This window comes from Pantoea sp. X-Soil-ISGK-421 (assembly GCF_059730785.1).
The window spans coordinates 444,201-469,293 of the sequence record NZ_AP035979.1; the positions used below are offsets into that span (position 1 = coordinate 444,201).

The window sequence follows — 25,093 nt, forward strand, 5'->3', positions numbered from 1 at the left end:
CGGCTGAGAGTGGTTTTAAAAATAATTAACCGTTAGCAAGCGAAGGAATAGCAGGATAATAAATTCAGTACGGGTTGCCGAGAGGCAGGACGGTGACATTTTGGCAACATACGTTGCAGTTCACAGAAAAGTGATCGCCATCCGTGGCGCAGGGTTAGTGCAGGCTGGGATAGACGCCCGGACCGATCGGTAACCCGAGCGCATACCATGCCAGCAACAGCACAATCCAGGTGCTAAAGAACACTAAGGGATAGGGGAAGATCAGCACGTAATAAGTGCCCAGTTGTGCATCTTTTTGATAGCGCTGCAGGAAGCCGAGGAACAGCGGCAGGAAGGGCGACATTGGTGCCAGCGGCAATACCGCAGAATCGGCGATGCGGAAGATCATCTGCGCAAACGCCGGATGGAAGCCAAGCAGCATAAACATCGGCACAAACACCGGCGCGAGAATCGACCAGATGGCCGATCCGCTGGCGATAAACATGCACAGGAACGCCGACAGGAACATCAAGCCCATAAACGCCGGTGCACCGCTAATGCCCGCGCTCTCCAGCACATCGGTCAGGCCGATGGCCATAAATTTGCCCATGTTGCTCCAGTTGAAGAAGGCAACAAACTGCGACAGCGGAAACACCATCACAATAAAGCCCGCCATGCTCTTCATCGGATCTACCAGCAGCTGCGGGATATCATCCGCGCGGCGAATCTGCTTCGTTACCGCGCCATAGGCAATCGCCACCACAAAGAAGAACAGGATGATGATCGGCACAATGCCCTGAATAAACGGCGAGGGAATGATGCCGCCGGTTTTTGGATTGCGCAGTGGCGCGTGTTCTGGCACCACCAGCAGCGCCAGCAACGCGATAAATACCAGCGCGGCGATACCGGCGGCTTTCAGGCCGCGATTCTCCAGCGCGGTGAGCGGCGGCAGACGATCGTTGTTGCCGCCGTTCCACGCGGGCAGGCGCGGCTCGACAAACTTATCGGTCAGCAGCGCCCCGGCGATGGTTAGCACAATCACCGAGCTGGCCATAAAGAACCAGTTGTCGATAACACTAACGTGCACGGTGTCGCTCACCGCTTTGGCGGCTTCGGTGCTAATGCCCGACAGCAGCACATCGGTGGTAACAATCAGCAGGTTGGCGGTAAAACCGGACGCCACACCGGCAATCGCCGCCATTAAACCCGCCACCGGATGACGTCCCACTGCGAGGAAGATCAGCGCGCCGAGTGGCGGCATCACCACCAGCGCGGCATCGGAAGAGATGTGGCTGAAGAAAGCAATAAACAGCACCATGTAGCTGGCGTAACGACGGCTCACGCGTGAGGCCATTTTCACCATCAACGACTGCAGCAGGCCAACTTTTTCCGCCAGACCGGCACCAATCACCAGCGCCAGAATCGATCCCAACGGCGTGAAACCGCTGAAGTTTTTGATGATGTTGGGCAGGATCCACTGGATCCCGGTCGTGCTCAGCAGGTTGTTCACCCGCACCATTTCGCCGTTGGCTGGGTTTTTCACCGCCACATCGAGGCTGCTGAGAAGGGCAGTCGCGACCATCAGCACCACAATCAAATAGACGAACAGTAAAAATGGGTTTGGCACTTTATTGCCAACGCGTTCAATCCAGCTAAACAGCTTTCCGGGGCTGCGGTTCTCCGTGGTGGCTTCCATAGGTCAATCCTCGTTAGTCGTCTTGTGATGTTTGCATGCCCGCTTGGGGGCTATATTTTTTTGTTTTAAGGTCGTTTTTACTGCTCGTACATATCGTAGCGGCGCAATTTATTGCGCAATATCTGGATGGGCACGGAGTCGCCATTCAAATGCGCGATGAATCGCGCCGCTACGGATGGTGCTTATTACTGCTTAGGACGCTAATTTCGACGGTGTTACGTCAGCAGGAATCGGACAAACGTATGCCTGCTCGCGGCGCACGCGCTGGAACTCATCACGGCAACGCGCCAGCGCCTCGTCATCCTGCAGCAAGGTCAGCGCGGTGGCGGCCATCACTTTGGCGGCCAGACACATGCCTTTGTGCGCGATAGACGTGCGGCCCTGCGCCACCAGTTGCCAGGTGTGCAGCGGCGTACCAAAGGCGAAGCAGGGCGCAAAACACTGCGCGGTTGGCGTCACCCAACTCACATCGCCCACATCGGTTGAGCCATAAAGGATCTCGCGTGTCACTGCATAAGGCGCCACTTCATCCATTAACACCTTATCGCCCAGCGCCTCGGTCCAGGCGATGCCCGCTTCACCGCCGGTGCGCGCCGCATTGAGGCGCGCGTTGCGCAGATCGTCTTTGCTGAGCGTGGATCGAATCTCGCTGGCAAATGCCTGTTCCGCTTCACTGTAGTCAGGCAAACCAAACTGATGCAAATAGCGCTCCATCACGCTCTCCAGCGCGCGATTCGGGACGTAATTGGAGCAGGCTTTATCGAAGCGCACCGTCATCTGCGTGTCGGTCATCAGGGCCGCGCCCTTGGCGATGTTGATGACGCGCTGATAAATGTCCTGCGCCTGATCGAGCTGTGGCGCGCGAATCAGGTACAGCACTTCGGCATCGGCTTGCACCACATTGGGGGAGACGCCGCCCGCGTTGGTCACCGCATAGTGCAGCCGTGCTTCCTGCACGATGTGCTCGCGCAGGAAGTTGGCACCGGTGTTCATCAACGTCACCGCATCCAGCGCACTGCGTCCTAAATGCGGCGAGTTGGCCGCGTGCGCCGCCACACCTTTGAAGCGGAAGGCGGCCTGGATATTGGCCAGCGTGCTGAGGTTAAACATGCCGCTGAAGCCTTCGGGATGCCAGGTGACTGCCGCGTCCACATCGTCAAACAGGCCTTCGCGCACCATAAAGGTTTTGCCGGAGCCGCCTTCTTCGCCCGGACAGCCATAAAAGCGCAGCGTGCCGCGCTGGCCATGCTCTGCCCACCAGGCTTTGATGGCGAAGGCGGCAGCCAAACCGGCGGTGCCGAGCAGATTGTGGCCGCAGCCGTGACCGTTGCCGTTCTCCACCAGCGGCTGCGGCGTGGCGCAACCCGATTGCTGGCTCAAACCGGCCAGCGCATCGAACTCGCCAAGAAGGGCGATCACCGGTTTACCGCTGCCAATGCTGGCGACAAAGGCGGTGTCGATGTTGCCGATGCCGCGCTCAACGGTAAAGCCCTCCTGCTCCAGCGCATCGGCCAGCAGTGCGGAGGATTGGGTCTCTTCAAAGCGGGTTTCCGGCACGTCCCAGATGGCATCGCTCAGGGCGGTAAAACGCGGCTGGTTTTGATTGATGTAGCGATCGATAAATTCGCTGTGGCTCATCGCTGGCCTCCAAACTGTGCTTGATTGAGTGCCAGCGTCGCCAGCGTGTAAACCGCGGTCGCCATGATCGCTTCGTCGAAATCAAACTTCGCGTTGTGATGGCCCGCCGCCAGTGCGCAGCCGAAAATCACATAGGAGGATTGGCCGCCGCGCTGCTGCACGCGCTCTAGCATGTAAGTGGCATCTTCGGAACCCGCCGCCTGTTTTTTCGTATCGACCACCGAGGTGAAAATGCCCAGCGTTTCGGCCTGCTGGTGGATGAACTCAACCCATGGCTGGCTCGGCGTACAGCTGCGCGCGCCGCCCATCAGCTTGACGTCATACTCCACGCCGTACATCGCCGCCGCACCGGCAATCACACGCAGCGCCTGCTGATAGATATCGTCGTTAACCTGATTGCTGACGCCGCGCGTTTCCACCTTCATCAGCGCGCAGTCGGGCACCACATTGCGTCCAGTGCCCGCTTGTAATACGCCCACGTTGACGCGCGCCACGCCACCGCTGTGTTGTGGCAGATTGTGCAGCGCCAGCGTGGCCTGCGCCGCCGCCAGCAGGGCATTGCGGCCCTCTTCCGGTTTGCCGCCCGCGTGTGCGCCAACGCCGGTGAAATTCACATCCAGCTTGGTCGTGGCGAGGAAGCTGTCGCTGCCGCAGACGATTTCTCCGGCTGGCACGCCAGTGCCGAGATGGATGGCGGTAAACAGATCGACATCATCCACCACGCCCGCCGCCACCATGGCTTTGGCGCCGCGTACGCCTTCTTCAGCTGGCTGGAAGATGATTTTGAGGGTGCCGCTCAGCTGCGCTTTCATCTCCATCAACACACCCGCCAGCGCCAGGCCGATGGTGGTGTGTCCATCGTGGCCGCAGGCGTGCATCATGCCGGGATTGCAGGAGGCAAAGCCTTCCCGCGTTGGCAGATGATCGGCGGCGCGGCTTTCGTTTTGATCGAGCGCATCCATATCAACGCGGAAACCCATCACCGGCCCCGGACGACCGGTCTCTAGCGTGGCGACCACGCCACAAAATCCGCCTGAGAAGTGTTTAATCCACTGCGGCAATGCGCCTTGCTCCAGCGCGCGCGCTTCCTGCTGCGCCAGCACCTCAGCAGAGGGCAACCCCATGCGCGATTCAGCATCGATGACCTCGCGGCCCAGCTTGAGTTGATAACCAAGACGATGCAGCTCTTCTGCCACCAGCGTGGCGGTACGGAACTCCAGCCAGCCCGATTCGGCAAAATGATGCAGATCGCGACGCCAGGTTTGCATCTGCGGGATGCGCGCGTTGACGAGGTCAGACAGGGTTTTCATCGGCATTTCCTTTGTGTTGGTTTTTTATGCATTCATCCGAATCTACACATTGGTTTTAGCGCGCATAAGATGCGAATATCTTGCTACTGATAAACAACGGTTATCACCAAACTATGTCTGCGAACCTCAAACTTCATCAGCTGCGCGCGTTTGTTGACGTGGCGCGTCAGGGCAGCATTCGCGCCGCCAGCCGTTTGTCCGGGCTTTCACAGCCTGCGCTGACCAAAGCAATTCAGGAACTGGAGCTGGCGCTGGGCGCACGCCTATTTGAGCGGCGTCAGCAGGGCGTTACGCTGACCGATATCGGTGATAACTTTTTTCAGCATGCCAACCTGGTGCTGGAAGAGTTGCGGGTGGCGCAGGAAGATATTCAGCAGCGGCTGGGATTAGCCGGTGGGCGCGTTAATATCGGCGTGGGCGGCAGCATTGCACGCACCGTCATGCCGCAGGTGATCAATCAGTTTCACCGCGAGTATCCGCTGGTGAAGGTGCGGATTGTTGAAGGTCAGCTGGTTTCGATGGTGCATGAGCTGCGCCAGGGCGAGCTGGATTTCACTATCAATACCTACGATAAAAATCATCTCGATCAGGAGTTAGTTTTTGAACGGCTGATGGAACGCGATTATCAGGTGGTGATGCGCAAAGGGCATCCACTGGCGCATGCCCGCACGCTGGCCGAGCTGCAGCATTGCGACTGGACGATGCCGACACCGCAGGGGAGCTATTATCGGCTGCTGCACGATCTGTTCGGCGAGCGAGGTATGGCGCCTAACATCATCGTTACCTGCGAGACCTTTATGGCTTGCACCAGCCTGGTAGCGCGGAGCGATTTTGTCAGCATTATTTCGCGCGACGTGATTGAAGACCCCACGCACGGCGGCCAGCTAATTTCTCTCGAACTTGATGAACCGCTGCCGAAAGCCACGTTCTATTTAATTCAACGCAAAGACACCGCGCTGACGCCGATGAGCGCCTATATGGCGCAACTGTTCCGTCGCTATTGTCAGCAAAGGTAAGAGTGCGGCCCGGCTCGCAACGGTATAAATAATGCACACTACACTTGCAACTGGCGTTCCCTTTTTGGAGTACAGACCATGCAAGTTACCCCGTATGTGTTCTACAGCGGCCGCTGTGAAGAGGCGATTGCTTTCTATCTTGCTGCCACCGACGGCGAGCTACTGTTTAAGATGACCTATGGCGACATGCCGGATGAGACGCCGGTGGAAGATGAAGGTTGCCTCTCGGGTGTGCACTTTTCGCCGGAGCAGATCATGCATGCCCATCTGCGCATCGGGCAGGGCGAAATTATGCTAAGTGACGGCGCGCCACAGGCGGCGTATGGCGGTTTTGCTGTGAGTTTATCGACGCCGGATGAAGCGCAAGGGAAGCGTTGGTTTGATGCGTTGTCGGCGGGCGGTGAAGTGACAAAAAGCTGGGCACCCACGTTCTGGGCCAATGGCTTTGGCATGCAAACCGATAAGTTCGGCGTGCCGTGGATGGTGAATGCGTATAAACCGCAGAGTTAAGAGGGTACGATTTGCGACAAGGTGCGCGTAAATGCATTGGCTTTCTTCACCGACCTTAAAACGGTGCGCATAAATGCGCACCCTACATTGTAGGGTCGCCATTAATGGCGACCGTTTAACCAACCGCACCCTCTAATGGCGACCGTTTAACCAATCGCACACTCTCATGGCGACCGTTTAACCAACCGCATCCTCTAATAGCGACCGTTTTACTCGATTAGAAGTTGTAACCCACCACCAGGTAGTAACCCCAGCCGGTTGATTTCACTTCAAATGGACCTTTGCCGAAGTTCAGCTCCTGGCCGTCAGCCCATTGGCCGCCGTTGTGGAAGTAACGCGCCACGGTGGAAACATGCCAGTGATCATAGTTCAGCGACAGTATGTGGCTGGACGCAATCGAGTTGCTGGTGCGTGAACGATCTGACTTGTCACGCAGATCCGAACCCCAGTCGAAGTTGGTGAAGCCGATGTAGCTCAGCTTGCCGCCCCACAGGTCGGTAATCGGTACAAAGTATTTCACCTTGAAGCGATAACCATCCCAGCTGTTCTCGTTCGCCGCACCGTAGTTTTCCCACTGGTATTTAGCGTAAACGTTCAGCGACAGGCCGATATCGCTGTGCGTATCGATGTCGGTGCCAAGACCCATGTACCAGGTGTTCTGACGGTTATCGCTGTTGCGACCCATGTCATAGATGTAGTTGTTGGCGAAATACCACTCTTTAAACGGACCAAAAGAGAGATCGGTGCCGGTCAGCTTATCGATAGAGAAACGTGGCTCAATTTCCATGAACATCGGCGAACCGTGGTCGAACACGCCGTTAGCGTTGCTGTTGCCCACGCCGAAGAAGTTGGTGAGATCGAGGTAGCCGTAGAAATCGAACCAATCCTTTTTGGCAAAGGCTTCATATTCGAGGTACACGTCGTTATTGAACTGAGGTCCAAAACGGGTGTGGTAACTGCCCACCACGTTAACGCTCTGATGCCACCAATCAGAAACGTATTGCGGATCGCTTTCTGCCGCTTGTGCTGTACCAGTTAAGCCACTGGCCAATAAAGCGCCTGCTATCAACGATTTATATTTCATTATTTTACCACATGCTTGTGATCGCCGGGCTGACGCCGCGATCGGGTGAAATCGATCCCAGGGATGGGCAGTGTGTTGTCGTATCCGGTCTGCAGCGCCAGATTTTCAAGTTTGCGTAATGTGCCTGTAACAGAGGCATAGAAAATAGATTTTGGTCACGTTTGTCAAAAAGTGTTGCAGTTTGATTCACTGGAAATGTGATCGTTATCACATAAATGCCGTGTGGCGAACGGAACCCCGCAACCGTTTACGTGTCGCGTACAGCTGGAAACGTGTTAGATGTGGGAAAAGGATGTAGCGGCGCGATTTATCGCGCGCCCTTTTGATGAGCACCGTTTCGCTGCAATAAGGCGCAATAAATTGCGCCGCAACGGCACGGTGTGAGTTATGGCAAGGTCACGCGCACCTGCAGGCCAGCAATCTGACCTTGTGGATCATGGCGGTTCGACAGCGCAACCTGCATCTGATGTTTCTGCGCCACGCTGCGCACTATCGACAACCCTAAACCGCTGCCTTGCGCCTGAACATCCGGCGAACGAGTAAAGCGGTCGAAGGCGCGCTCGATAAAGGATTCTGCCATGCCGGGCCCGTTATCCACGATATCCACCACGGTATGATTGCCGACGCGATGCAGCAGCACATCCACCAGACTGCCTTCCGGTGTATGCAGCATCGCATTGCCGATCAGGTTATCGAACAGGCTGCGCAGATCGGAGCGGCTGGCGTGCAGACGATAGTGCGTCGTGCCGTTGAAACCGATATCAATACCGCGCTTATCCGCCACCACCATCAGCTGCTCAATGCTCTCTTTCAGCAGATCGTCCAGCTCGATGCTTTCCACCGTGGCGACCACCGATTGATCTTCCTGACGTGAGATATTCAGTAGCTGCGTCACCAGATGGCGCGTACGCGTAACGCCCGCTTCCAGCTGATCGAACTGGCGGCTGGCTTCACCGGGTTGAATATGTTGCCGCAGGTTCTCCAGCTGCAAGGTTACTGCGGTGACCGGTGTGCGCAGTTCGTGCGCCGCATCCTCAAGGAACTGACGCTGTGATGACCAGGCCGCGCGCAGTTTATCCAGCAAAGCGTTGTAAGCCGCCACCAGCGGCAGCACTTCATCCGGCAAGCCATCGGGAGAAACCGTATGCGGATGCAGCGTTTCCTGCGCAGCGATATGACGTGAAGCCACGCGTAAATCGCGCGTAATGGCACGCACCACCAGCCATATGACCAGCAGTGAGAGCGGCATCATGAGCATCAACGGAATGATGGCCGACAGCGCCCGTTTTAGCATCAGGCTTTTCATGTAGCCGATGTTGTGCAGGACCTGAATATTCCCGATCTCACTGCCCAGCTCGCCGGGACGCGTGTATACGCGCCATTCGCAGTCATCTCCGCAGTCACCGACCTTGAGATCGTGCCAGCCTTTTTTCATTTGCAGCGGCGCGTGTAAATCAGGCCACGAGCTGGCGCGCAGTTTATTATTGGTATCCCATAACTGGACAATGTAGGTGCTTTTTAATTTTTCGGCATGCATCACCATCGGCATCAGGGCGGGCATACGCTGGCTAGTGGCCCACGCATCGGCAATCTTAGCGAGCTGATCGTCCTTCATGGTGCCCATCATATCGCCGTAGCAATGATAGAAATACCAGGTCACACCGCCAATCATGGCCAGATGCAGAATCACCAGCGTGGTGAGCAGTTTGTTACGCAGTGAGCGCATAAAGGTGAAAGGTTTCATATTGCCGGAACCCGCCAGCCGAGCCCGCGTACGTTGCGAATCACTTCGTTATCCAGTTTACGGCGCATACCGTGAATCAGCACATCAACCGCGTTGCTGCTGACTTCTTCGCCCCAGCCGTAAATGCGGTTTTCTAACTGTTCACGTGAAAGAATGGCGCCCGGTCGCTCCAGCAAGGCGTAGAGCAGGGCATATTCGCGTGCGGTAAGCTGTTCGCGTTGGCCTTTGTACAAGACTTCACGCGTCATGATGTCGATCTGCACATCGCCGCTGCCCAACAGGGAATCCGCCGCACCGTGGCGACGTCGGGTTATAGCTCGCATGCGTGCCAGTACCTCTTGCAGATCAAAGGGTTTCAGCAAATAGTCATCCGCGCCGCTGTCCAATCCCTGAATACGTTGCTGCACGGTATCGCGGGCGGTGAGCACCAGCACCGGCGTCATGTCGCCGCGCGTGCGTGCGCGACGCAGCACCTGCAGGCCATCTTCACGCGGCAAGCCGAGATCCAGCAACACGCAAGTATAACCGCCTTCCGCCCAGGCATTACTGGCAAACACGCCATCACGTACCCAATCCACCGACCAACCCGCCGCTTCCAACGCTTGCTGCAGGTTCGCGCCAATCATTTCGTCATCTTCTACCAGCAGCACACGCATGATGCCCTCCAACTTAACTGAACGAAGTTTATCGTTGTTTTCTTAGCGCAGAATTACCCTCCGTCATACTTCAAGCTGCAGATGCGTTGGCTGCGTGTGTTCACCCCAGTCACTTACTTTTGTAAGCTCTTGGGGATTCTCACACTTGCCGCCTTTCCGCATCTTCAAGTATTTAGGAGGGCCGGATTTCTCGCCTTGCTAATTCTGCGCTAATTTTCCGCTAATTAAGGGATAAATTTAACGCGCTACAGTAGCTGCACTGGACAAATCGTTTAAGCAGGAGAATCCCATGAATCAGCGCGAGTTTATCCGTAGTTTGCTGGACTGGATAGAGAACAACTTAGGACACGATCTGCATCTGGATGAAGTAGCACGCCGCTCGGGATACTCCCGCTGGCATCTGCAACGTCTGTTTCGTCAGCACACCGGTTTCTCACTGGCTGAGTACATTCGCCAGCGTCGGTTGACGGAATCCGCGCTGACGCTGATCAACAGCGATGAAGCGATTCTGCAGGTGGCGATGAGCTACGGCTTTGATACCCAGCAGGCTTATACCCGCACGTTTAAAAACTATTTTCTCGTCACGCCAGGCCAATTGCGCCGCCAGCGTCGCGTTGAACCGGATCGTCTGCTATTCCCGCTGGCGATGGCGAGTTGAGATAGGGGCACCGATATTCCCTTGGGTGCGTTTCGTAGCGGCGCAATTTATGGCGCAATATCTGGATGGGCAAGCTGCCGCCATTGATACGCGCGATAAATCGCGCCGCTACGGAATGTGCGATGATGGATTATTGCAGGCTTAGCTTTTAATCTACGGTTCTCACTCATCCAGCCCGTCAGAGAACATGGACAACCGCGACAATCTCTCCGCCATGATGCTGTTTGCACGCGTGGTGGAACGGCAAAGCTTTAGCGAAGCCGCACGCACCCTGGGCGTCTCCAAATCGCACGTCAGCCGTGAAGTGGCCCGGCTAGAAGTGCGACTCGGCATCAAGCTGCTGCAACGCACCACGCGCAAAGTGGTGTTGACCGAGCTCGGCCAGGCTTACTATCCCTTCTGTGTGCGTATGCTGGAAGAGATGCATCGCGCCGATGCCTTCGTACAGCAGGTGCATCAGCTTCCGGCCGGTAATGTGCGCTTGCAGGCACCCATCACCTACGGCTGTCAGTGCGTGGTGCCAACGCTCAATGACTTTATCCGCCGCCATATTCACATCAACGTCGATCTCGAACTCACCACCCGCGATGACCCGCAACCCAGCGCCGATGTGGCGATTGTCATCCGTGCGCGTGCGCCTGATGCGGCCAATTATCGTGAACTCGCCAGCATTGATTGGGGCTTGTACGCCACGCCCGATTATCTGACGGCACATGCGCCGATTGATCACCCTAACCGTCTGACGCGCCACGATTTGTTGCTGTTTCACGGTCCGGCGCACACGGCGGCGCTGCCGTTTCGTCGTGATAAACAGCGGCTGGCGCTGGATGTGCACAGCCGCTTCCGCGCTAACAACAGCATGGCGCTGCTGAATGCCGCGCTGGCCGGTACCGGCATCGCGTATCTGCCCGCTTATATGACGCAAGACGCCTTAGCGCGCGGCGAAATCCAGCAGGTGTTGCCGGAATGGCAAATGGACCGTCTGCACAGCTATCTGTTGCTAAAAGAGCAGCCACAGCCCTCATCGCCGGTGACCTTGCTGTGTGATGCGCTGATCAACGCGCTCAGCACGACGTGATTGTTGTTATCTGGCAACAATAATGCGCCGCCTGACAATTATCCGCGCAAGGCTGTTTTCTCCAAAGAGTCACTGTTAGCCTGCTAAAAAAGCAAAAACAGGGATTTCACCATGCAGCAACCCTCCATCGCGTTAGCGCCCGAACAGCAACACTGGAAGCGAAATTTATTTGTTTGCGTGCTGGGATCGTTCAGCACCATTGTGGCGATGACGCTACTGTTGCCGTTTCTGCCGCTCTACGTGCAGCAGCTTGGCGTGCAGGAACCGGCGGCGATTGCGCGCTGGTCAGGCGCGGCCTACGGCGCCACCTTCCTTAGCGCCGCCCTGACCGCGCCGCTGTGGGGTAAGCTGGCCGATCGTTATGGCCGCAAACTGATGTTGATCCGCGCCAGCCTCGGCATGGCGATTGCGATGTCGCTGATTGGTATGGCCACCGCGCCGTGGCAACTGGTGGCGCTGCGCTTGCTGGCGGGTTTACTTGGCGGTTACGCGTCGGGATCAACCATTCTGGTGGCGGCGCAAACGCCAAAAGAGCAAACCGGCTGGGCGCTGGGTGTGCTGTCGTCCGGCATTATGGCGGGCAACGTGGTGGGGCCGCTGCTGGGCGGCGTGTTGCCACCGCTGATTGGCATTCGTCATACGTTCTGGCTGACCGGCGCGGTGATTTTTCTCGCGTTTCTGGCGACCACCTTTTTGCTGAAAGAGGTGCCGCGTCCCTCCGGCAGGAAAACCCAGCAAAGCGCCGCAGATGATGCGCAGTCGATGAATTTGCCGGTAGTGCGCCTGATGTGGCTGTCGGGCATGCTGCTGATTTTCGCCAACATGTCGATTGAACCGATTATCACGCTGTATATCGGCCAGTTTGTCAGTGGTGATCACGCGGTGACGGTCACTGCCGGATTGGTGATGGCAGCCGCTGCGCTTGGCAGCATTATCTCCGCACCGCGTTTAGGACGGCTGGCCGACCGCGTCGGGCATGGCCGCGTGCTGGTGTATGGACTGATTGTCTGCTCGCTGCTGCTGATCCCGCAGGCGTTTATTAGCGAAGCATGGCAATTGGTGGTATTACGCTTTTTGATGGGAATGGCGCTGGGTGGCCTGATGCCGTGCGTGACGGCGCTGATTCGTCACAGCGTGCCGCAATCGCAGGTGGGTAAAATGCTCGGTTATTCCACCTCGGCGCAGTATGTTGGCCAGGTTTCGGGTCCGCTGTTCGGCGGTTTTATTGGCGGCGCATTTGGCATGCGTCCGGTGTTTCTGGCGACTTGCGTGATTATGGCGCTGTGCGCGCTGTTAAACGCGCGGGTACTGCGAAAGCGTTAACCGTACGACATGATGACCACTCGGGCCCGTGGGATCGCCCTTCATGGCGAGCGTTATGATGGGCACACCGCAAGTTTGTGCGGTTTTTGCACAGGTCACCATAAATGGCGACCCTACAAAAAAAAGGCGGACTTCACAGTCCGCCTTTCTCATTACATCAACGCGAAAACTTACTTCGCGTCTGGCAGTGCATAAGCAATCACATAATCACCCAGCTTGGTACCAAACGAACCGTGACCGCCTGCCGCGATAACAACATACTGCTTGCCATCCACTTCATAGGTCATCGGCGTTGCCTGGCCGCCTGCTGGCAGACGTGCCTGCCACAGCATTTCACCGGTGTTGGTGTCGAATGCACGCAGATAGTTATCTGCGGTAGCACCAATGAAGAACACGTTACCCGCGGTGGTGATTGGGCCGCCCAGCATTGGCATACCCATTTTGAACGGCAGTGGCACTGGTGCGCTATCACGCACCGTACCAATGCGTTTTTTCCACACGGTTTCGTTGGTCTTCAGATCAACCGCTGAGACATAGCCCCACGCCGGTTGTTTACATGGCAGACCAAACGGTGACAGGAACGGATTCAGCTCCACGCCGTACGGTACGCCGTACTGCGGTTGGATGCCGGTTTCGGTACCTGAACCGCCTTTGTCATCAGCCGGTGGCTCGATCGGGTTGCCCGGACCGCGCGGAATCAGCTTAGAGACAAACGGCAGCGCCATTGGGTTAGCAATCGCAATTTGACGATGTGGATCCACCGCGATACCGCCCCATTCGAACATGCCGAGGTTGCCTGGGAACACCAGCGTGCCTTGCTCAGACGGTGGCGTGAACGGACCTTCATAGCGCAGACGCTTGAAGATCACGCGGCACACCAGTTGGTCATACATCGTCGCGCCCCACATGTCCTTGTCCGACAAATTATTTTTCGGACGGAAGGTCAGTTCAGAGTACGGCTGAGTAGGTGAAACGTGGTCACCTTTAGCAGCACCCTGTGGCACCTGGGTTTCAGGCGCAGGGACAACCGGCTCGCCGGTACGACGATCCAGCACAAAGATGTTACCGGTTTTCGCCGGTGCATAAATCACCGGTACGGTTTTACCCTCTTTGTCAGTGATATCGGCCAGCGTCGGCTGCGACGGCAAGTCCATATCCCACAGGTCGTGATGCACGGTCTGATATGACCACACCAGCTTACCGGTGGTGGCGTTCAGAGCCAGCACACTACTCGCATAACGCTCTTGCTCTGGCGTGCGGTTGCCGCCCCAGATATCCGGCGTCGAGACACCCATTGGCAGATAAACGATATCCAGTTTCGGATCGTATACCGCCGGCGCCCACGAGTTCGGTGAGTTCATGGTGAAGGTGTGTTCATCGGCCGGAATCGCGTTAGGATCTTTAGCGCCCGGATCGAATACCCACAGCAGTTTACCGGTGTTCACATCGAAGCCACGGATGGCGCCAGACGGTTCACGGGTTGAGTAGTTATCGGTGACCGCACCCGCTACCACGATGGTGGTATCGGTGATAACCGGCGGCGATGTCGGCTCGTACTGACCTGGAGTTAATACAGGCTGCTTGTGCTGCAGATCCAGTTCACCGTTATTGCCAAAGGCGGCACAACGTTCACCGGTTTCTGCATCTAGCGCGAACATGCGGCCATCATTTACCGGCAGGTAAATACGGCGTGAGCACAGCGCAGGTTGGGTATTTGCCGCATCGGCAGCAGCTGGCACTTCGTGGTAAGAAACACCACGGCAGGTGACGTGCTGGAAGGTTGGGTTCGGCTTCAGACCCGGATCAAATTTCCACTTCTGCTTACCGGTTTTTGCATCCAGCGCAAACAGAATCTGGTGCGGTGAGCAGAGATAAAGGGTGTCGCGGATTTTGATTGGCGTCACTTCATCCGTGATTTCACCCGGATCGTTCGGTGTCTTCATATCGCCGGTCTGGAACTGCCAGGCAACCTGCAGCTCTTTAACGTTACCGGTGTTGATCTGTTTCAGCGGCGAGAAGCGGGTGCCTTGCTGATCACGCGCATACGCGGGCCAGTCAGCATCATCGATGTTGCTGAGCGGCTGCGCCTGCGGAGCATTGGATGCTGCCGCTGGAATTTCACCGTTCAGCTCTTGTGGATCGTTGAACACTGCCCATGCCAGCACCAGCGCACTGGCAACCAGCGCCACCGCCAGCAGGCCAAGCGCGCCTTTGCTGGCATTATTCAGACCGCGATAGACAAACGGCAGAATCAGCCAGACGCCGAAGATCACCAGCACATCGGTACGCGGTGCCAGCGCCCAGAAGTCGAAGCCGACTTCCCACACGCCCCACACCAGCGTTGCCAACAGCAGCAATGCATACAGCAGTAACGCTGAGCCGCTACGGCGCCACAGCAGAATAGCGGTGATCAACATGACCACACCGCCAATAACGTAATACCAGGAACCACCAATGGCGGCTAACCAAACGCCACCAACCAGCATAAACGCGCCCGTCAGCAGTGCAAAAAGCACTGTGAGAAAACGGATTACGCCAAAAGATGAGGAAGCTTTCCCCATAATATTGACCTCTTTCTTTGCCATTAAAAACTAAAAAGGAAACAACGCGTTGGGTTGCTTCCCGACATAGAGTACGAAATAACGAAAACGGTTCGAACGACGCTTTCCGTGCGGCGAGTTGATCCCTTTGCGTTAAATTTTATCTTAAAAACGTTAAAGGGTTTGATATTTTTAGTGCTTTGCACTCGTTGAGGGGAAGTAGTGCGACATTTTATGAGGGAATAAAGGCGTTATGTCCGGTTACATCGGGCCATAACACCTTAGAACAATACTTTGTGTAAACGTTTACCCTTCAAGCAGTGAGCTGTGGGTACGTTGTTCTTGCCAGCCGCTTAAATTAAGTTCCGCATAGTGAGCAGCGGGCAGTGTTAACTGCGGCGTGCGTAATATTACTTCTGCTTCTCTTTCCCGACAGGACTCGAGTAGAAATGGGAAGCTGAACTTGAGGTAATTATCGTTAAAAAATTCCTCGGTCAGCACTAATCCTTTTAAAGGAAAAGCCGCGATATTCTTCCAACAGGTGCCGGGCGGTGCCAAATCATAAAGCCAGAAAGAGAAATGCTCAGCCGCCTGGCGTAACGCACTATCTTCCTGAACTAAATCGGCATAATTGATCGCCAGATGCACATTATCATTTTGCAAGCTGGAATAATTTTCCGGTGCCTGTAAAAAGCGCTGCAGATTATTTCCTGTAAACGGGATGATTATTAATTCAGGTGAATTCGGCAACTGATTATGCAGCGAAATTATGTTGCGTTCATTAAGTAATGCCTTGTTGTCCTGTTCAACATGCATAAAGGGCGCTGAATAACACACACCGGTTAGCGCGCCGTCGAAACGTCGGATGCGCTCAGTAACATAAGGATTATAAGAACTGTTTTCCATTTATCTCTGTGAATAAATTAATTGGCTGGAACGTCTTAACTATTATAAGGACGGCGAGATTAATGAAATCTTGACGCAGCCAATATAAACAGATTTGCTTAGGGATTTCACCTTTTTTAACTCTGTCTGCTAGATAAATATTAGGCGTTTAAATATTGTTAATTTAGATTTTACTGGAACATTAGGAGTTATTTGGATATTTGCAGTTGAAAACCATCAGCCTGCTAATATTAAGAGCGCTATACTTAGCTAAAATTTAGATAAGCTTCTGTTTTTAAACAGCACTGCTAGCCATTGTCTGGCTCATCAAGATGTCGCACTCTGTGGCCTGTAAAAAATAAAGCGGAAGCCATTAGATGGCTTTTCACCAGGTTGGTGCAACGACGCCAACTGAAGTCATTATTTTAGGATGGGATAAACTATGGGTTCACCAGTATCCGCAGCTGAGGATTCGTTGCTGCGGCACAGGTCGTTTGTCGCCTTTTGGCTGGCACGCACTTGTTCATCGTTTGGTTTTCAAATGTTCTCGGTCGCGGTCAGCTGGCAAATCTATGCTTTGACCCACAGTGCATTGGCGCTGGGCATGATCGGTCTCATGCAATTTCTTCCTTCTGTATTGCTCGCGCTACCCGCCGGGCATCTGGCGGATCAACTCGACCGGCGCCGCATCGTGTTACTCGGACAATTCATTGAGTGGCTGGCGCTGCTTGGGCTCGTTGCGCTCACGCTGATGAACTGGGCGGGCAAGATTGAGATTTGGGGATTGGTATTCCTGATCTCCGTGGCGAAGGCGCTCGAGTGGCCAGCGATTACCTCCATGTTGCCAGCACTGGTGCCGCCACCGATTCTGGCGCGCGCCATGGCCGCCAGTTCGGTGGGCGGACAGGCGGCAGTCATTATCGGCCCTACGCTTGGCGGCTTCCTGTATGTCGCCGGTCCGCATGTGGTGTATGGCGTCTCGGCGCTGTTTTATCTGTTCTCAATCGTGCTGGTGAGCCGACTGCGCTATGAGCGTCCGCCGCAGGCGCGCTTGCCGATGAATCTGCCTAACCTGTTTGCTGGCGTACGCTTTATCCGTGACCGCAAAGATGTGCTTGGCGTGATTTCACTCGATCTGTTTGCAGTGCTGCTCGGCGGTGCGACCGCGCTGTTGCCGATCTTCGCACAAGATATTCTGCATACCGGACCGTGGGGATTGGGCATTCTGCGCGGTGCGCCATCAGTCGGTGCATTACTGGTTGGCGTGTGGCTCAGCCGTCACAAGCTGGAAAAGCATGTTGGCATGATCATGTTTGGTTCGGTGGCGGGTTTTGGCGTGGCGACGCTGGTATTCGCGCTCTCCACGCAGCTGTGGCTATCGGTGGTGGCGCTGGCTGCGCTGGGTGGCTTCGATATGGTGAGCATGGTGATTCGTGGTGCGCTGGTGCAGTTGGATACGCCGGATGACATGCGCGGCCGCGTTAATGCGGTCAACGCCATCTTCATTAATACTTCGAATCAGCTCGGCGAGTTTGAGTCAGGTTTGCTGGCGGCGTGGATGGGCGCTGTGCCTGCGGCGGTGATTGGTGGTATTGGCACATTGGTGGTGGTTGGCGTATGGATGACGATTTTCCCGCACCTGCGCAAACGGCAGAAGCTGGAAAACGAAACGGTGGGGTAAAAATTGCGCGATAAATCGCGCCGCTACGGATTGTGCAGGGGGCCGTAGCGGCGCAATTTATTGCGCGTTTGTCAGACTGTCGCTCTTTTCCCCAGGCTGGCGTCAAAGTTTTTCCAGCTATCGGTCATATCCACCACGGTTCTCGATTTTCGCGCTTCATCGATTTTAATCGCGGTGAGTCCTGCTTCCAGTGCATCCACCACTGAAACCTTCAGCGGCGTTCCCTGTTTAATGTGTTTTACAATCTCTTCAGCCATCAACGCATCGGCACCGTAATGGCCGTCGTAGGCGTTGCCGTCATAGGCGGTATCCACTTCGCGATCACCGGTGCGGGCGTTGTGTACGCGGAAGTAGTTCCGCACAAAGTCACCTTCGGCCATGCCATCGGTGCCCATTACGCAGAAGCGGCGAAACTCGTCCGGCACGTTAAGGTTGGCGTGGAAGGCGAGGGTGGCGCCACCGGCATACTCAATCAGCGCGGTTTGGTAATCGACGATATCCGCATCGCCATCAAACACCGCATCGGTACTTGACCAGCCGCTCGGTTTAACGTGATACACCTCAGACTGCGGCGTTACCGCACCTTTAGGCGCGTGCTGCGGCGTAAAATTTTTGCGTCCGCCGAAGCTGGCAACCCGCACTGGACGCTGGCCCACCAGACCTTGATAGAGGTCGATATCGTGACAGCACTTTTCCAATATATACGGGCCGGCGTACTTCTCCAGACGACGCCAGTCGCGCTGGAAGAACGCACCGTGATAAGGCTTGATGTGTTCGGTGGCTTCAATCGAGGTGATTTCGCCGAGGCGGTTTTCATCGCGCGCGGTAAGCAGATCGCGATAGAGCGGCGAGTAACGCAGCACCAGACCGACCAAAATGCGCTCGTGACCATATTGCTGCACCAGGCGTGCCATCGCCATGGTCTGTTCTTCGTTGATCACCACCGGCTTCTCGGTGAACACGGTGTAGCCTGCGGCTAAACCCTGACGAATGTGCTCAAGGTGCATAAAGTTCGGCGAACCCACCAGCAGCAGGTCAAAGCCGCCGTGCTGTAGCAGCGCATCCACGCTGTCAAACGCGGTGCCCGCATCGATGCCAAAGCTGTGCAGATTGGGTAACCCCGCCGGAGCCGGATCGACATAACCCACCACGGAAAAATCTGTGTCGGCTTTGTTGAACTCTTTCACCACGTGGGAAAGACGAAAGCCCAGACCAATAATGCCCACTTTCATGTTGTACCCCTGAAGCCCGTTGCCTGTTAGCCGCCCGACCTGTCAGGCTGCTGATAATCTGACCGCTAACTTATTACGACAGAAAAACTAATGTCAATCCGTGTGGCGGATCTCAATTGGTGAAAAATTGTTATTCATTTGATTTTTATCTAATTTAATTAACTATACGGATTGCCTATTTATTTGTTATTGCGATTTAAGTTTTTTTCCCCTATCTTTCGCACATCTATAGGCGTCATACCGTTTCGGGCTGGCAGGAGGAAGCGCGTGCAATCACTAATGCTGGGTATTGATGGCGGTGGTACGCACTGTCGTGGACGCCTGACCGACAGCGCCGGACACTTGCTGGCGGAAGCCAAAGGCGGTCCTGCCAACGTTTGGTCGCAGTTTGATGCCGCCATCGTGGCCATCGAGCAAGTCATCGACGATCTGTTTAGGCAAGCGAATTTACCCGCTGAAGCGCGCAATCGCACCGTGATTGTCGCCGGTCTGGCGGGCGCGAACGTCGCCTCGGTGCAAACCCGTCTCGCCCGCTGGCAGCCACGCTGTCAGGCGCGCTTTCTGTTTACCGATGTCGAAATCGCCTGTGCCGGTGCGCACGCGGGTGCGCCGGGTGCGGTCTTTATTATCGGCACCGGCAGCCAGGGCGCGGCGTGGGATGGCGCACACTTCACACTGCTCGGCGGCTGGGGCTTTGCCCTGTCAGATGCCGGTTCGGGTGCGATTCTCGGCCAACGCGCGCTGCGGCTGGCGCTGCTAGCGCACGAAGACATTGTGCCTGCCTCGGCGCTAACGCAACGCATCATGGCAAACTATCAACACAGCCCGGAACAGCTGCTGATCTGGTCGAAGCAAGCGACGCCTGCCGATTGGGGCCGCGTGGTGCCTGAGGTCTTTGCAGCTGCACAGCAAGGCGATGCACACGGCATCGCGCTGGTACAACAATCTGCAGCGGATATCGTGCAGATGGTGCAGCCGCTGCTGGCACGCAGTCACGGCAAACTGGCCTTGATGGGCGGATTAGCTGAGCCCATTCAGGCGTGGTTGCCGGCGGATATCGCTGCGCTGCTGGTGCCGCCGCAGGGCGATGCGCTAAGCGGTGCGATTCGCCTGGCCACGCAATTCAGCCTGACACTTCCCGCATAACTTCAAATAAAGAGGCTCATGAGCGCTCCCAACGTAACCGCGCGCATTCTGCGGCTGATTGTCGAAAATGCGCCTATTAGTCAATCCGATCTCAAAGTGCGCAGCGCCCTAAGCATGTCGACGGTGTCGCAAGCCACCAATCGTCTGCTGACCGGCGGCATCGTGCAGGAATTGGGTCTGCGTCGCGTATCGATGGGGCGGCCCAAGACGCTGCTCGGCCTCAATCCGGATCACGCCAGCGTGGTGGGTATTCAGCTCAACGCCGAGCGCAATTTGATGGTGCTGACCGATCTCAGCGGCAATATTATCGGTGAGCAACAGATTCCTTCCGGCGCGATGACGCCCAAACAGCTCGGTGATGCGCTGGCAAAGTTCCTGCGCGGCGTTGAGGGCAAAAAGGTGGGAGCCATTGGCCTGGCGCTATCCGGTTTAGTGGATGCCAGCAACGGCGTTTGCGTGCTGTCGCGCGCGCTGGGCTGGGATAACGTACCGATTGCCCGTCTGCTGGAGGATCGTTTCTCGCTGCCGGTATTTATCGAAAATGATGCTAACGCGTTGGCAATGGCGGCGCTGGTATTTGGTCAGCTCGGTCACGCGCAGTCGGCGGTGATCGCTACGTTTGGTAAAGGCATCGGCGCGGGAATTCTGCTGGATCGCCAACTCTATCGCGGTCGTCACGGTAAAGCCGGTGAGATCGGCGTTTCGCTGCTGGGCGATGGTTCAGAGCGTTTGCTCGAAGATGTAGCGTCGTCACAGGCGATTCTGCAACGCGTGGCGGCCACCACAAAAGATGAGGTGCCGCAAACGCTGCGCGATTTGGATGTGCGTCCCACGCCGGACGTGCTGAGCGCACTGGCCGAGGCCGGGCAGCATTTGGGCATGTCGCTGGCGAATCTGTCGGTGGCTTACGATCCGGACGTGGTGTATCTGGCGATGGAGCCACAAATGGCCTCGCGCATTCTGCTCGATCACATCACCCAGAGTTTCCAGACCTACCGTTTGAAGCTGACGCCGCACATGACGCCGCTGCAATTTCTCACCGAGTCGAACCGCATGTGGGCGCAGGGCGCGGCTGGGTTTGCGGTGAATAAGTTGCTGGATTTGTTGGCAGCTAAGGCGGATGAAGATATTGCGTTGTAATCTTGTGCGCGTATTGGGAAGGTCACCATTTATGGCGTAATGCCGCACACTTAAGCAAATAATTGCCTTGTTAAGCAGGTGCGCATGAATGCGCACCCTACGAAAGCCCAGCTCTGTAAACGTAGGGTCGCCATTTATGGCGACCGTAAAAATGAACGCACCGCAGCCATCACCGCAGCCGCAAACCCTGCTCATCAAACAACAAGCAGTTCTCAGCACGCAGCTGGTAATTCAACCTCTCGCCAATCGCATGCTCCGCCACGTTACGTTCCTCAATCACCAGCAGTTTCTCTTCACCGATGTCGAGATAGAGATAGTTGGTGTGCCCTAGCATCTCACTAAACGACAACTCGCCGCTGAAACTCAGTGCATCATCGTTGCTGCTCACCGGCTGGAAATGCTCCGGGCGCACGCCCAGCGTGATTTTTTGCCCTTCGCGGCACGGCGCGGCGATCGGCAGCGTGAGCTGATGGATGCCCAGCGCCGGCACACGCAGCTGCACCGCAACCGGCGTGATTGCGGCCACTTCGGCGTTGAGGAAATTCATCTTCGGCGAGCCAATAAATCCGGCGACAAACAGGTTATCGGGATCGCGATACAGCGCCATCGGCGCGCCAACTTGCTCAATGCGGCCCTGACGCAGCACCACGATGCGGTCCGCCAGCGTCATCGCCTCCAGTTGATCGTGCGTCACGTAGATCATGGTGTTGCCCAGCGAGGCATGCAGGCGGGCAATTTCAATGCGCATCTGCAAACGCAGCTCGGCATCGAGGTTCGACAGTGGCTCATCAAACAGGAAGATGCGCGGATGGCGGATAATCGCGCGGCCAATGGCTACGCGCTGACGCTGCCCGCCTGACAGTGCGCGCGGTAAGCGGTCAAGGAATTCAGTCAGATGCAGGCGCGCGGCCGTCTGTTTTATCGCCTGTTCAATCTCGGCCTTGGGGCGCTTCATCACTTCCAGCGGATAGGCCAGATTGCCGCGCACCGTCATATTCGGGTAGAGCGCATACGACTGAAACACCATGGCGATGCCGCGCTCGGTGGCGTGCTGATCGGTCATGTCGGCGCCTTCAATCAGCAACTTACCGTCACTGATCTCCTCCAGTCCGGCAATCATACGCAACAGCGTGGATTTCCCGCAGCCGGATGGCCCCACAAACACCACGAATTCGCCGCTGTTAATGGTGAGATCGATGCCGTGAATGACGTTTACATTCTCGTAGGACTTCTTAACGTTTTGCAGATGCAGGCTGGTCATGCGGTGCCTCGAATCAGAGAAGTTGGCCCATATAAATGGCGTTGCTACGCATAATCGGCGTGAAGCCGAGGCGCTGATAGAAACCGCATACCTGCTCGTTTTGCAGGCTGACGCCGAGGTAAACGCCCGGCACGCCGGCCGCACGCAGATCGTGCAGCAACTGTGCGATCAGCTTGCGGCCCCAGCCACCTTGCTGTGCGGTGGGCAGCAGATTGATATGCAGATGTGCAGGCCACTGTGTCACCAGCTGTTCGGCGGCCGCATCGGGTTGATGAATGGCCTCCAGCACTTTGCTGTCGAGCGCAGCCCGCGGCGCGTAATCGCGATATTGCTGCTGCAGCTGTGGCCACCAATCGGTATTCAGCTGCGCTTCAAAGGCGCGCGTATCCGGCGCCGCGACCGCATAGCCGACGACGTCGCCGTGCTGCTCCAGCACATAAGCAAACTCGGGCGCAAAGCGCGCGTAGGGAATGACAAAGCGCAGGCCGGGCAGCGCGGGATCAGAGTAGAGCGCGCTGGCATCGGTCCCGGCATTGGCGGTCTCTAAACAGATGCGCGATAAGGCAGGGAAATCTGCCTCGCTGGCGCGACGAATAACACCTTCAGCCGTCATGGTGGAGCCTCTGTGGTCAGGAGATGAACAGATTTTACGGTAAAGAAAGCCGACTTAGTTTTCAAGGTGTAATAATTGCGCTGGCGCACAAAGCTGATGTGAACTATCACCACAAAGCATGACTGAGCGCCTCATCAACCCGCGCAGAATGCCCGCTGCTAAGGGCTGTTGACCGTCGAGCACCGCCAATGTCCTGATGCTATTCGCTGAGCTATAGGATTTTCATATGCTCTATCAGCAAGTTAAAGCACTTTATTCGCCTGGGTGATTTATACTGAAGGTCGCGCTTTAATCCCGGGGCTATCTGGTTTGCGGCGCTGTTCACAGCATCCTCTACTACTCAGGAGGCTTTTCTTCTTACTCTTTGCACTGTATCACAGAGCAAAAATTCCGCAGTGACGATGTTTGACTTTCTTTTGTGCATAAAGTAAGTATGAATTATGTGCGTTGTTGCCGCTGAATCAACCTGCCAGGAATCGCAGGTGTTGAGATGAAGGGATGCCAGTCATCTGTTGGAGAAACCGAGCATGATGTGTGATTCAACCAATCGTTCTTCCCGTTTGCAAAGCTCACTGCGCACTGTGTCGCGTCTGGTCTCCGCCGGGATGTTGCTCGGTGCGACCATGGCAGCCGCGCAGGCCGTTACCCTGAATGAATGGGACATTTACAACTATCCGCAGCAGACCGAAGCCGTGGATGAAGCGGTAAAAGCTTTCCAGCAAAAGAATCCCGGTATTGTGATTCAGCGTTCGGTGCACTCCTTCGAAGACACACGCATTCCACTTAAACTGGCGTTGACTGCCGGTGATGGCCCGCAGATTGCCCAGGTGAATCAGGGTGGCGGCGATATGGGTTCGCTGGTGAAAGACAAGCTGTTGTGGCCGCTGGATGATTACGCCAAAACCTACGGCTGGACCACGCGCTTCCCGGATTCGATCCTGAAACGTAACCGCTGGTCAGATAAACAAGATTTTGGCAGCGGCAAACTGTACGGCGTGGCCAGCCTCGGTGAGATGGTGGGGTTGTACTACAACAAAGCGCTGCTGGATAAAGCCGGTGTCGCGGTACCCAAGACTTTGCCGGAGCTGGAACAGGCGATGGAAAAACTCAAAGCTGCCGGTACGCCGCCCATGATGTTGGGCCTGCTTGACGGCAACATGGGCCAGCAGCTGCTGAGCACCTTGTGGGAAGCGCAGATTGAGAGCAGCGACCGTAAAAAACTCGACGATCTGATTTATGACGTGGGCGGCACGTTCAAAGACGACAAGCTGGTAAAAGCCGCCAACCTGATGAAAGGCTGGAACGATAAAGGCTACCTGTTCCCGGGCTTCCAGGGCATTGGTCACGACGATGCCGCTACCTTATTCCAGAATGGTCAGGCCGCATTCCTCGTGAGCGGAACCTGGTATCTCGGCCAGTTTAAAGACAACAAAGATCTGCATTTCGCCGCGATGCCAGCAGGCGAGGGTGTGCAGCATCCGCTGATGGTGGGCGGCACCGATCTGGCGTTCTCGATTACCAGCACGGCTAAAGACAAAGCGCAGCAAGATGCAGCAGCGAAATTTATTGATTACATCGTCTCAGATGAGATGGCCAACCGTTGGCTGAAAGTTGGCTTTCTGCCTGCCGGCACCAGCAAAAATGCACAGATTCCCGCTGACAATCCGCTATTAGCGGAAGCGTATCAGGTGTGGGTCGCGCTCAATGAGAACGATGGTCTCGGCCATTATCTCGACTGGGCCACGCCAACCATGAATGCCGAACTGAACCAGAACGTGCAGCTGTTATTGGCGGGACGTCAAACTGCCGATCAGATGGTGGCAAACTTCGATAACAACTATCAACGTTACCAGAAAACCCTCAAGCACTGATGACGTTCGGCCCGGTGTAAGTAGCCGGGCCG

Annotated in this window: 20 protein-coding genes; 9 read left to right on the plus strand and 11 right to left on the minus strand. The window is 56.0% G+C overall.

The window, feature by feature from the left end:
* Positions 1-154: 154 nt before the first annotated feature.
* The 3 genes from abgT to AC6I8K_RS01975 all read right to left on the minus strand — a co-directional run bounded on the left by abgT (position 155) and on the right by AC6I8K_RS01975 (position 4,623).
* The gene (gene abgT, locus AC6I8K_RS01965) at positions 155-1,675 is read right to left on the minus strand and encodes a p-aminobenzoyl-glutamate transporter (RefSeq protein WP_064737863.1); all 1,521 of its coding nucleotides are present in this window, start codon (positions 1,673-1,675) and stop codon (positions 155-157) included.
* A gap of 192 nt (positions 1,676-1,867) precedes the next feature.
* Positions 1,868-3,313 (minus strand): M20 family metallopeptidase, encoded by a 1,446-nt coding sequence (locus AC6I8K_RS01970; protein WP_497826151.1) that lies wholly within the window; start codon positions 3,311-3,313, stop codon positions 1,868-1,870.
* Complete coding sequence (locus AC6I8K_RS01975) at positions 3,310-4,623, minus strand: amidohydrolase (RefSeq protein ID WP_064737861.1); 1,314 nt, start codon at positions 4,621-4,623, stop codon at positions 3,310-3,312. The genes AC6I8K_RS01970 and AC6I8K_RS01975 overlap by 4 nt, the downstream gene beginning before the upstream one ends.
* Before the next feature lie 113 nt (positions 4,624-4,736).
* On the opposite strand from AC6I8K_RS01975, the gene AC6I8K_RS01980 reads away from it, so the two are divergent.
* On the plus strand, positions 4,737-5,639 hold the full coding sequence (locus AC6I8K_RS01980) for a LysR family transcriptional regulator (protein WP_497826152.1): 903 nt from the start codon (positions 4,737-4,739) through the stop codon (positions 5,637-5,639).
* A gap of 78 nt (positions 5,640-5,717) precedes the next feature.
* Positions 5,718-6,149, plus strand: coding sequence for a VOC family metalloprotein YjdN (yjdN, locus tag AC6I8K_RS01985; RefSeq protein WP_497826153.1), 432 nt, complete (start codon positions 5,718-5,720; stop codon positions 6,147-6,149).
* A 217-nt stretch (positions 6,150-6,366) separates the two neighbouring features.
* Here the strand turns inward: yjdN and AC6I8K_RS01990 are convergent, their stop codons facing one another.
* From AC6I8K_RS01990 to AC6I8K_RS02000, 3 genes are all read right to left on the minus strand, one after another.
* On the minus strand, positions 6,367-7,233 hold the full coding sequence (locus AC6I8K_RS01990; RefSeq protein ID WP_064737858.1) for a nucleoside-specific channel-forming protein Tsx: 867 nt from the start codon (positions 7,231-7,233) through the stop codon (positions 6,367-6,369).
* 385 nt (positions 7,234-7,618) lie between these two features.
* Positions 7,619-8,977 carry a sensor histidine kinase gene (locus AC6I8K_RS01995; RefSeq protein ID WP_064737857.1) on the minus strand — a complete coding sequence of 453 codons (1,359 nt, stop codon included), beginning with the start codon at positions 8,975-8,977 and terminating at the stop codon, positions 7,619-7,621.
* Positions 8,974-9,633 carry a response regulator gene (locus tag AC6I8K_RS02000; protein ID WP_007888511.1) on the minus strand — a complete coding sequence of 220 codons (660 nt, stop codon included), beginning with the start codon at positions 9,631-9,633 and terminating at the stop codon, positions 8,974-8,976. Before AC6I8K_RS02000 ends, AC6I8K_RS01995 begins: the two co-directional genes overlap by 4 nt.
* 289 nt (positions 9,634-9,922) lie before the next feature.
* Here AC6I8K_RS02000 and AC6I8K_RS02005 point away from each other — a divergent pair, with 289 nt between their 5' ends.
* From AC6I8K_RS02005 to AC6I8K_RS02015, 3 genes are all read left to right on the plus strand, one after another.
* Positions 9,923-10,291, plus strand: a complete 369-nt coding sequence (locus AC6I8K_RS02005; protein ID WP_007888509.1) for a helix-turn-helix domain-containing protein — start codon at positions 9,923-9,925, stop codon at positions 10,289-10,291.
* A 187-nt stretch (positions 10,292-10,478) separates the two neighbouring features.
* On the plus strand, positions 10,479-11,369 hold the full coding sequence (locus AC6I8K_RS02010) for a LysR family transcriptional regulator (protein ID WP_064737856.1): 891 nt from the start codon (positions 10,479-10,481) through the stop codon (positions 11,367-11,369).
* A gap of 111 nt (positions 11,370-11,480) precedes the next feature.
* On the plus strand, positions 11,481-12,692 hold the full coding sequence (locus AC6I8K_RS02015) for an MFS transporter (RefSeq protein WP_497826154.1): 1,212 nt from the start codon (positions 11,481-11,483) through the stop codon (positions 12,690-12,692).
* Between the two features lie 170 nt (positions 12,693-12,862).
* On the opposite strand, the gene AC6I8K_RS02020 is transcribed toward AC6I8K_RS02015, so the two are convergent.
* Positions 12,863-15,253, minus strand: a complete 2,391-nt coding sequence (locus AC6I8K_RS02020; RefSeq protein ID WP_483816677.1) for a glucose/quinate/shikimate family membrane-bound PQQ-dependent dehydrogenase — start codon at positions 15,251-15,253, stop codon at positions 12,863-12,865.
* A 285-nt stretch (positions 15,254-15,538) separates the two neighbouring features.
* Positions 15,539-16,138, minus strand: coding sequence for a hypothetical protein (locus AC6I8K_RS02025; RefSeq protein ID WP_483816678.1), 600 nt, complete (start codon positions 16,136-16,138; stop codon positions 15,539-15,541).
* 421 nt (positions 16,139-16,559) lie between these two features.
* Here AC6I8K_RS02025 and AC6I8K_RS02030 point away from each other — a divergent pair, with 421 nt between their 5' ends.
* Entirely contained in the window at positions 16,560-17,798 is a 1,239-nt protein-coding gene (locus AC6I8K_RS02030; protein ID WP_497826155.1) for an MFS transporter, read from the plus strand.
* Between the two features lie 71 nt (positions 17,799-17,869).
* On the opposite strand, the gene AC6I8K_RS02035 is transcribed toward AC6I8K_RS02030, so the two are convergent.
* Positions 17,870-19,030 carry a Gfo/Idh/MocA family protein gene (locus AC6I8K_RS02035; protein WP_497826156.1) on the minus strand — a complete coding sequence of 387 codons (1,161 nt, stop codon included), beginning with the start codon at positions 19,028-19,030 and terminating at the stop codon, positions 17,870-17,872.
* A gap of 267 nt (positions 19,031-19,297) precedes the next feature.
* Between AC6I8K_RS02035 and AC6I8K_RS02040 the strand changes: the two genes are divergently transcribed.
* Complete coding sequence (locus tag AC6I8K_RS02040; RefSeq protein WP_483816681.1) at positions 19,298-20,176, plus strand: glucosamine kinase nucleotide-binding domain-containing protein; 879 nt, start codon at positions 19,298-19,300, stop codon at positions 20,174-20,176.
* 18 nt (positions 20,177-20,194) lie between these two features.
* A complete protein-coding gene (locus AC6I8K_RS02045; protein WP_497826157.1) occupies positions 20,195-21,316 on the plus strand; it encodes an ROK family transcriptional regulator in 1,122 nt (373 codons plus the stop codon).
* Between the two features lie 169 nt (positions 21,317-21,485).
* On the opposite strand, the gene AC6I8K_RS02050 is transcribed toward AC6I8K_RS02045, so the two are convergent.
* Positions 21,486-22,577, minus strand: coding sequence for an ABC transporter ATP-binding protein (locus AC6I8K_RS02050; protein ID WP_497826158.1), 1,092 nt, complete (start codon positions 22,575-22,577; stop codon positions 21,486-21,488).
* A 13-nt stretch (positions 22,578-22,590) separates the two neighbouring features.
* A complete protein-coding gene (locus tag AC6I8K_RS02055; RefSeq protein ID WP_064737848.1) occupies positions 22,591-23,190 on the minus strand; it encodes a GNAT family N-acetyltransferase in 600 nt (199 codons plus the stop codon).
* A 530-nt stretch (positions 23,191-23,720) separates the two neighbouring features.
* Here AC6I8K_RS02055 and AC6I8K_RS02060 point away from each other — a divergent pair.
* Entirely contained in the window at positions 23,721-25,061 is a 1,341-nt protein-coding gene (locus AC6I8K_RS02060; protein WP_483817947.1) for an ABC transporter substrate-binding protein, read from the plus strand.
* Positions 25,062-25,093 lie beyond the last annotated feature (32 nt).

Excerpts from the sequence above, each read along its gene's own strand:
- abgT (WP_064737863.1), bottom strand. The coding sequence starts at position 1,675 with ATGGAAGCCACCACGGAGAACCGCAGCCCCGGAAAGCTGTTTAGCTGG.
- AC6I8K_RS01970 (WP_497826151.1), bottom strand. The coding sequence starts at position 3,313 with ATGAGCCACAGCGAATTTATCGATCGCTACATCAATCAAAACCAGCCG.
- AC6I8K_RS01975 (WP_064737861.1), bottom strand. The coding sequence starts at position 4,623 with ATGAAAACCCTGTCTGACCTCGTCAACGCGCGCATCCCGCAGATGCAA.
- AC6I8K_RS01980 (WP_497826152.1), top strand. The coding sequence starts at position 4,737 with ATGTCTGCGAACCTCAAACTTCATCAGCTGCGCGCGTTTGTTGACGTG.
- yjdN (WP_497826153.1), top strand. The coding sequence starts at position 5,718 with ATGCAAGTTACCCCGTATGTGTTCTACAGCGGCCGCTGTGAAGAGGCG.
- AC6I8K_RS01990 (WP_064737858.1), bottom strand. The coding sequence starts at position 7,233 with ATGAAATATAAATCGTTGATAGCAGGCGCTTTATTGGCCAGTGGCTTA.
- AC6I8K_RS01995 (WP_064737857.1), bottom strand. The coding sequence starts at position 8,977 with ATGAAACCTTTCACCTTTATGCGCTCACTGCGTAACAAACTGCTCACC.
- AC6I8K_RS02000 (WP_007888511.1), bottom strand. The coding sequence starts at position 9,633 with ATGCGTGTGCTGCTGGTAGAAGATGACGAAATGATTGGCGCGAACCTG.
- AC6I8K_RS02005 (WP_007888509.1), top strand. The coding sequence starts at position 9,923 with ATGAATCAGCGCGAGTTTATCCGTAGTTTGCTGGACTGGATAGAGAAC.
- AC6I8K_RS02010 (WP_064737856.1), top strand. The coding sequence starts at position 10,479 with ATGGACAACCGCGACAATCTCTCCGCCATGATGCTGTTTGCACGCGTG.
- AC6I8K_RS02015 (WP_497826154.1), top strand. The coding sequence starts at position 11,481 with ATGCAGCAACCCTCCATCGCGTTAGCGCCCGAACAGCAACACTGGAAG.
- AC6I8K_RS02020 (WP_483816677.1), bottom strand. The coding sequence starts at position 15,253 with ATGGGGAAAGCTTCCTCATCTTTTGGCGTAATCCGTTTTCTCACAGTG.
- AC6I8K_RS02025 (WP_483816678.1), bottom strand. The coding sequence starts at position 16,138 with ATGGAAAACAGTTCTTATAATCCTTATGTTACTGAGCGCATCCGACGT.
- AC6I8K_RS02030 (WP_497826155.1), top strand. The coding sequence starts at position 16,560 with ATGGGTTCACCAGTATCCGCAGCTGAGGATTCGTTGCTGCGGCACAGG.
- AC6I8K_RS02035 (WP_497826156.1), bottom strand. The coding sequence starts at position 19,030 with ATGAAAGTGGGCATTATTGGTCTGGGCTTTCGTCTTTCCCACGTGGTG.
- AC6I8K_RS02045 (WP_497826157.1), top strand. The coding sequence starts at position 20,195 with ATGAGCGCTCCCAACGTAACCGCGCGCATTCTGCGGCTGATTGTCGAA.
- AC6I8K_RS02050 (WP_497826158.1), bottom strand. The coding sequence starts at position 22,577 with ATGACCAGCCTGCATCTGCAAAACGTTAAGAAGTCCTACGAGAATGTA.
- AC6I8K_RS02055 (WP_064737848.1), bottom strand. The coding sequence starts at position 23,190 with ATGACGGCTGAAGGTGTTATTCGTCGCGCCAGCGAGGCAGATTTCCCT.
- AC6I8K_RS02060 (WP_483817947.1), top strand. The coding sequence starts at position 23,721 with ATGTGTGATTCAACCAATCGTTCTTCCCGTTTGCAAAGCTCACTGCGC.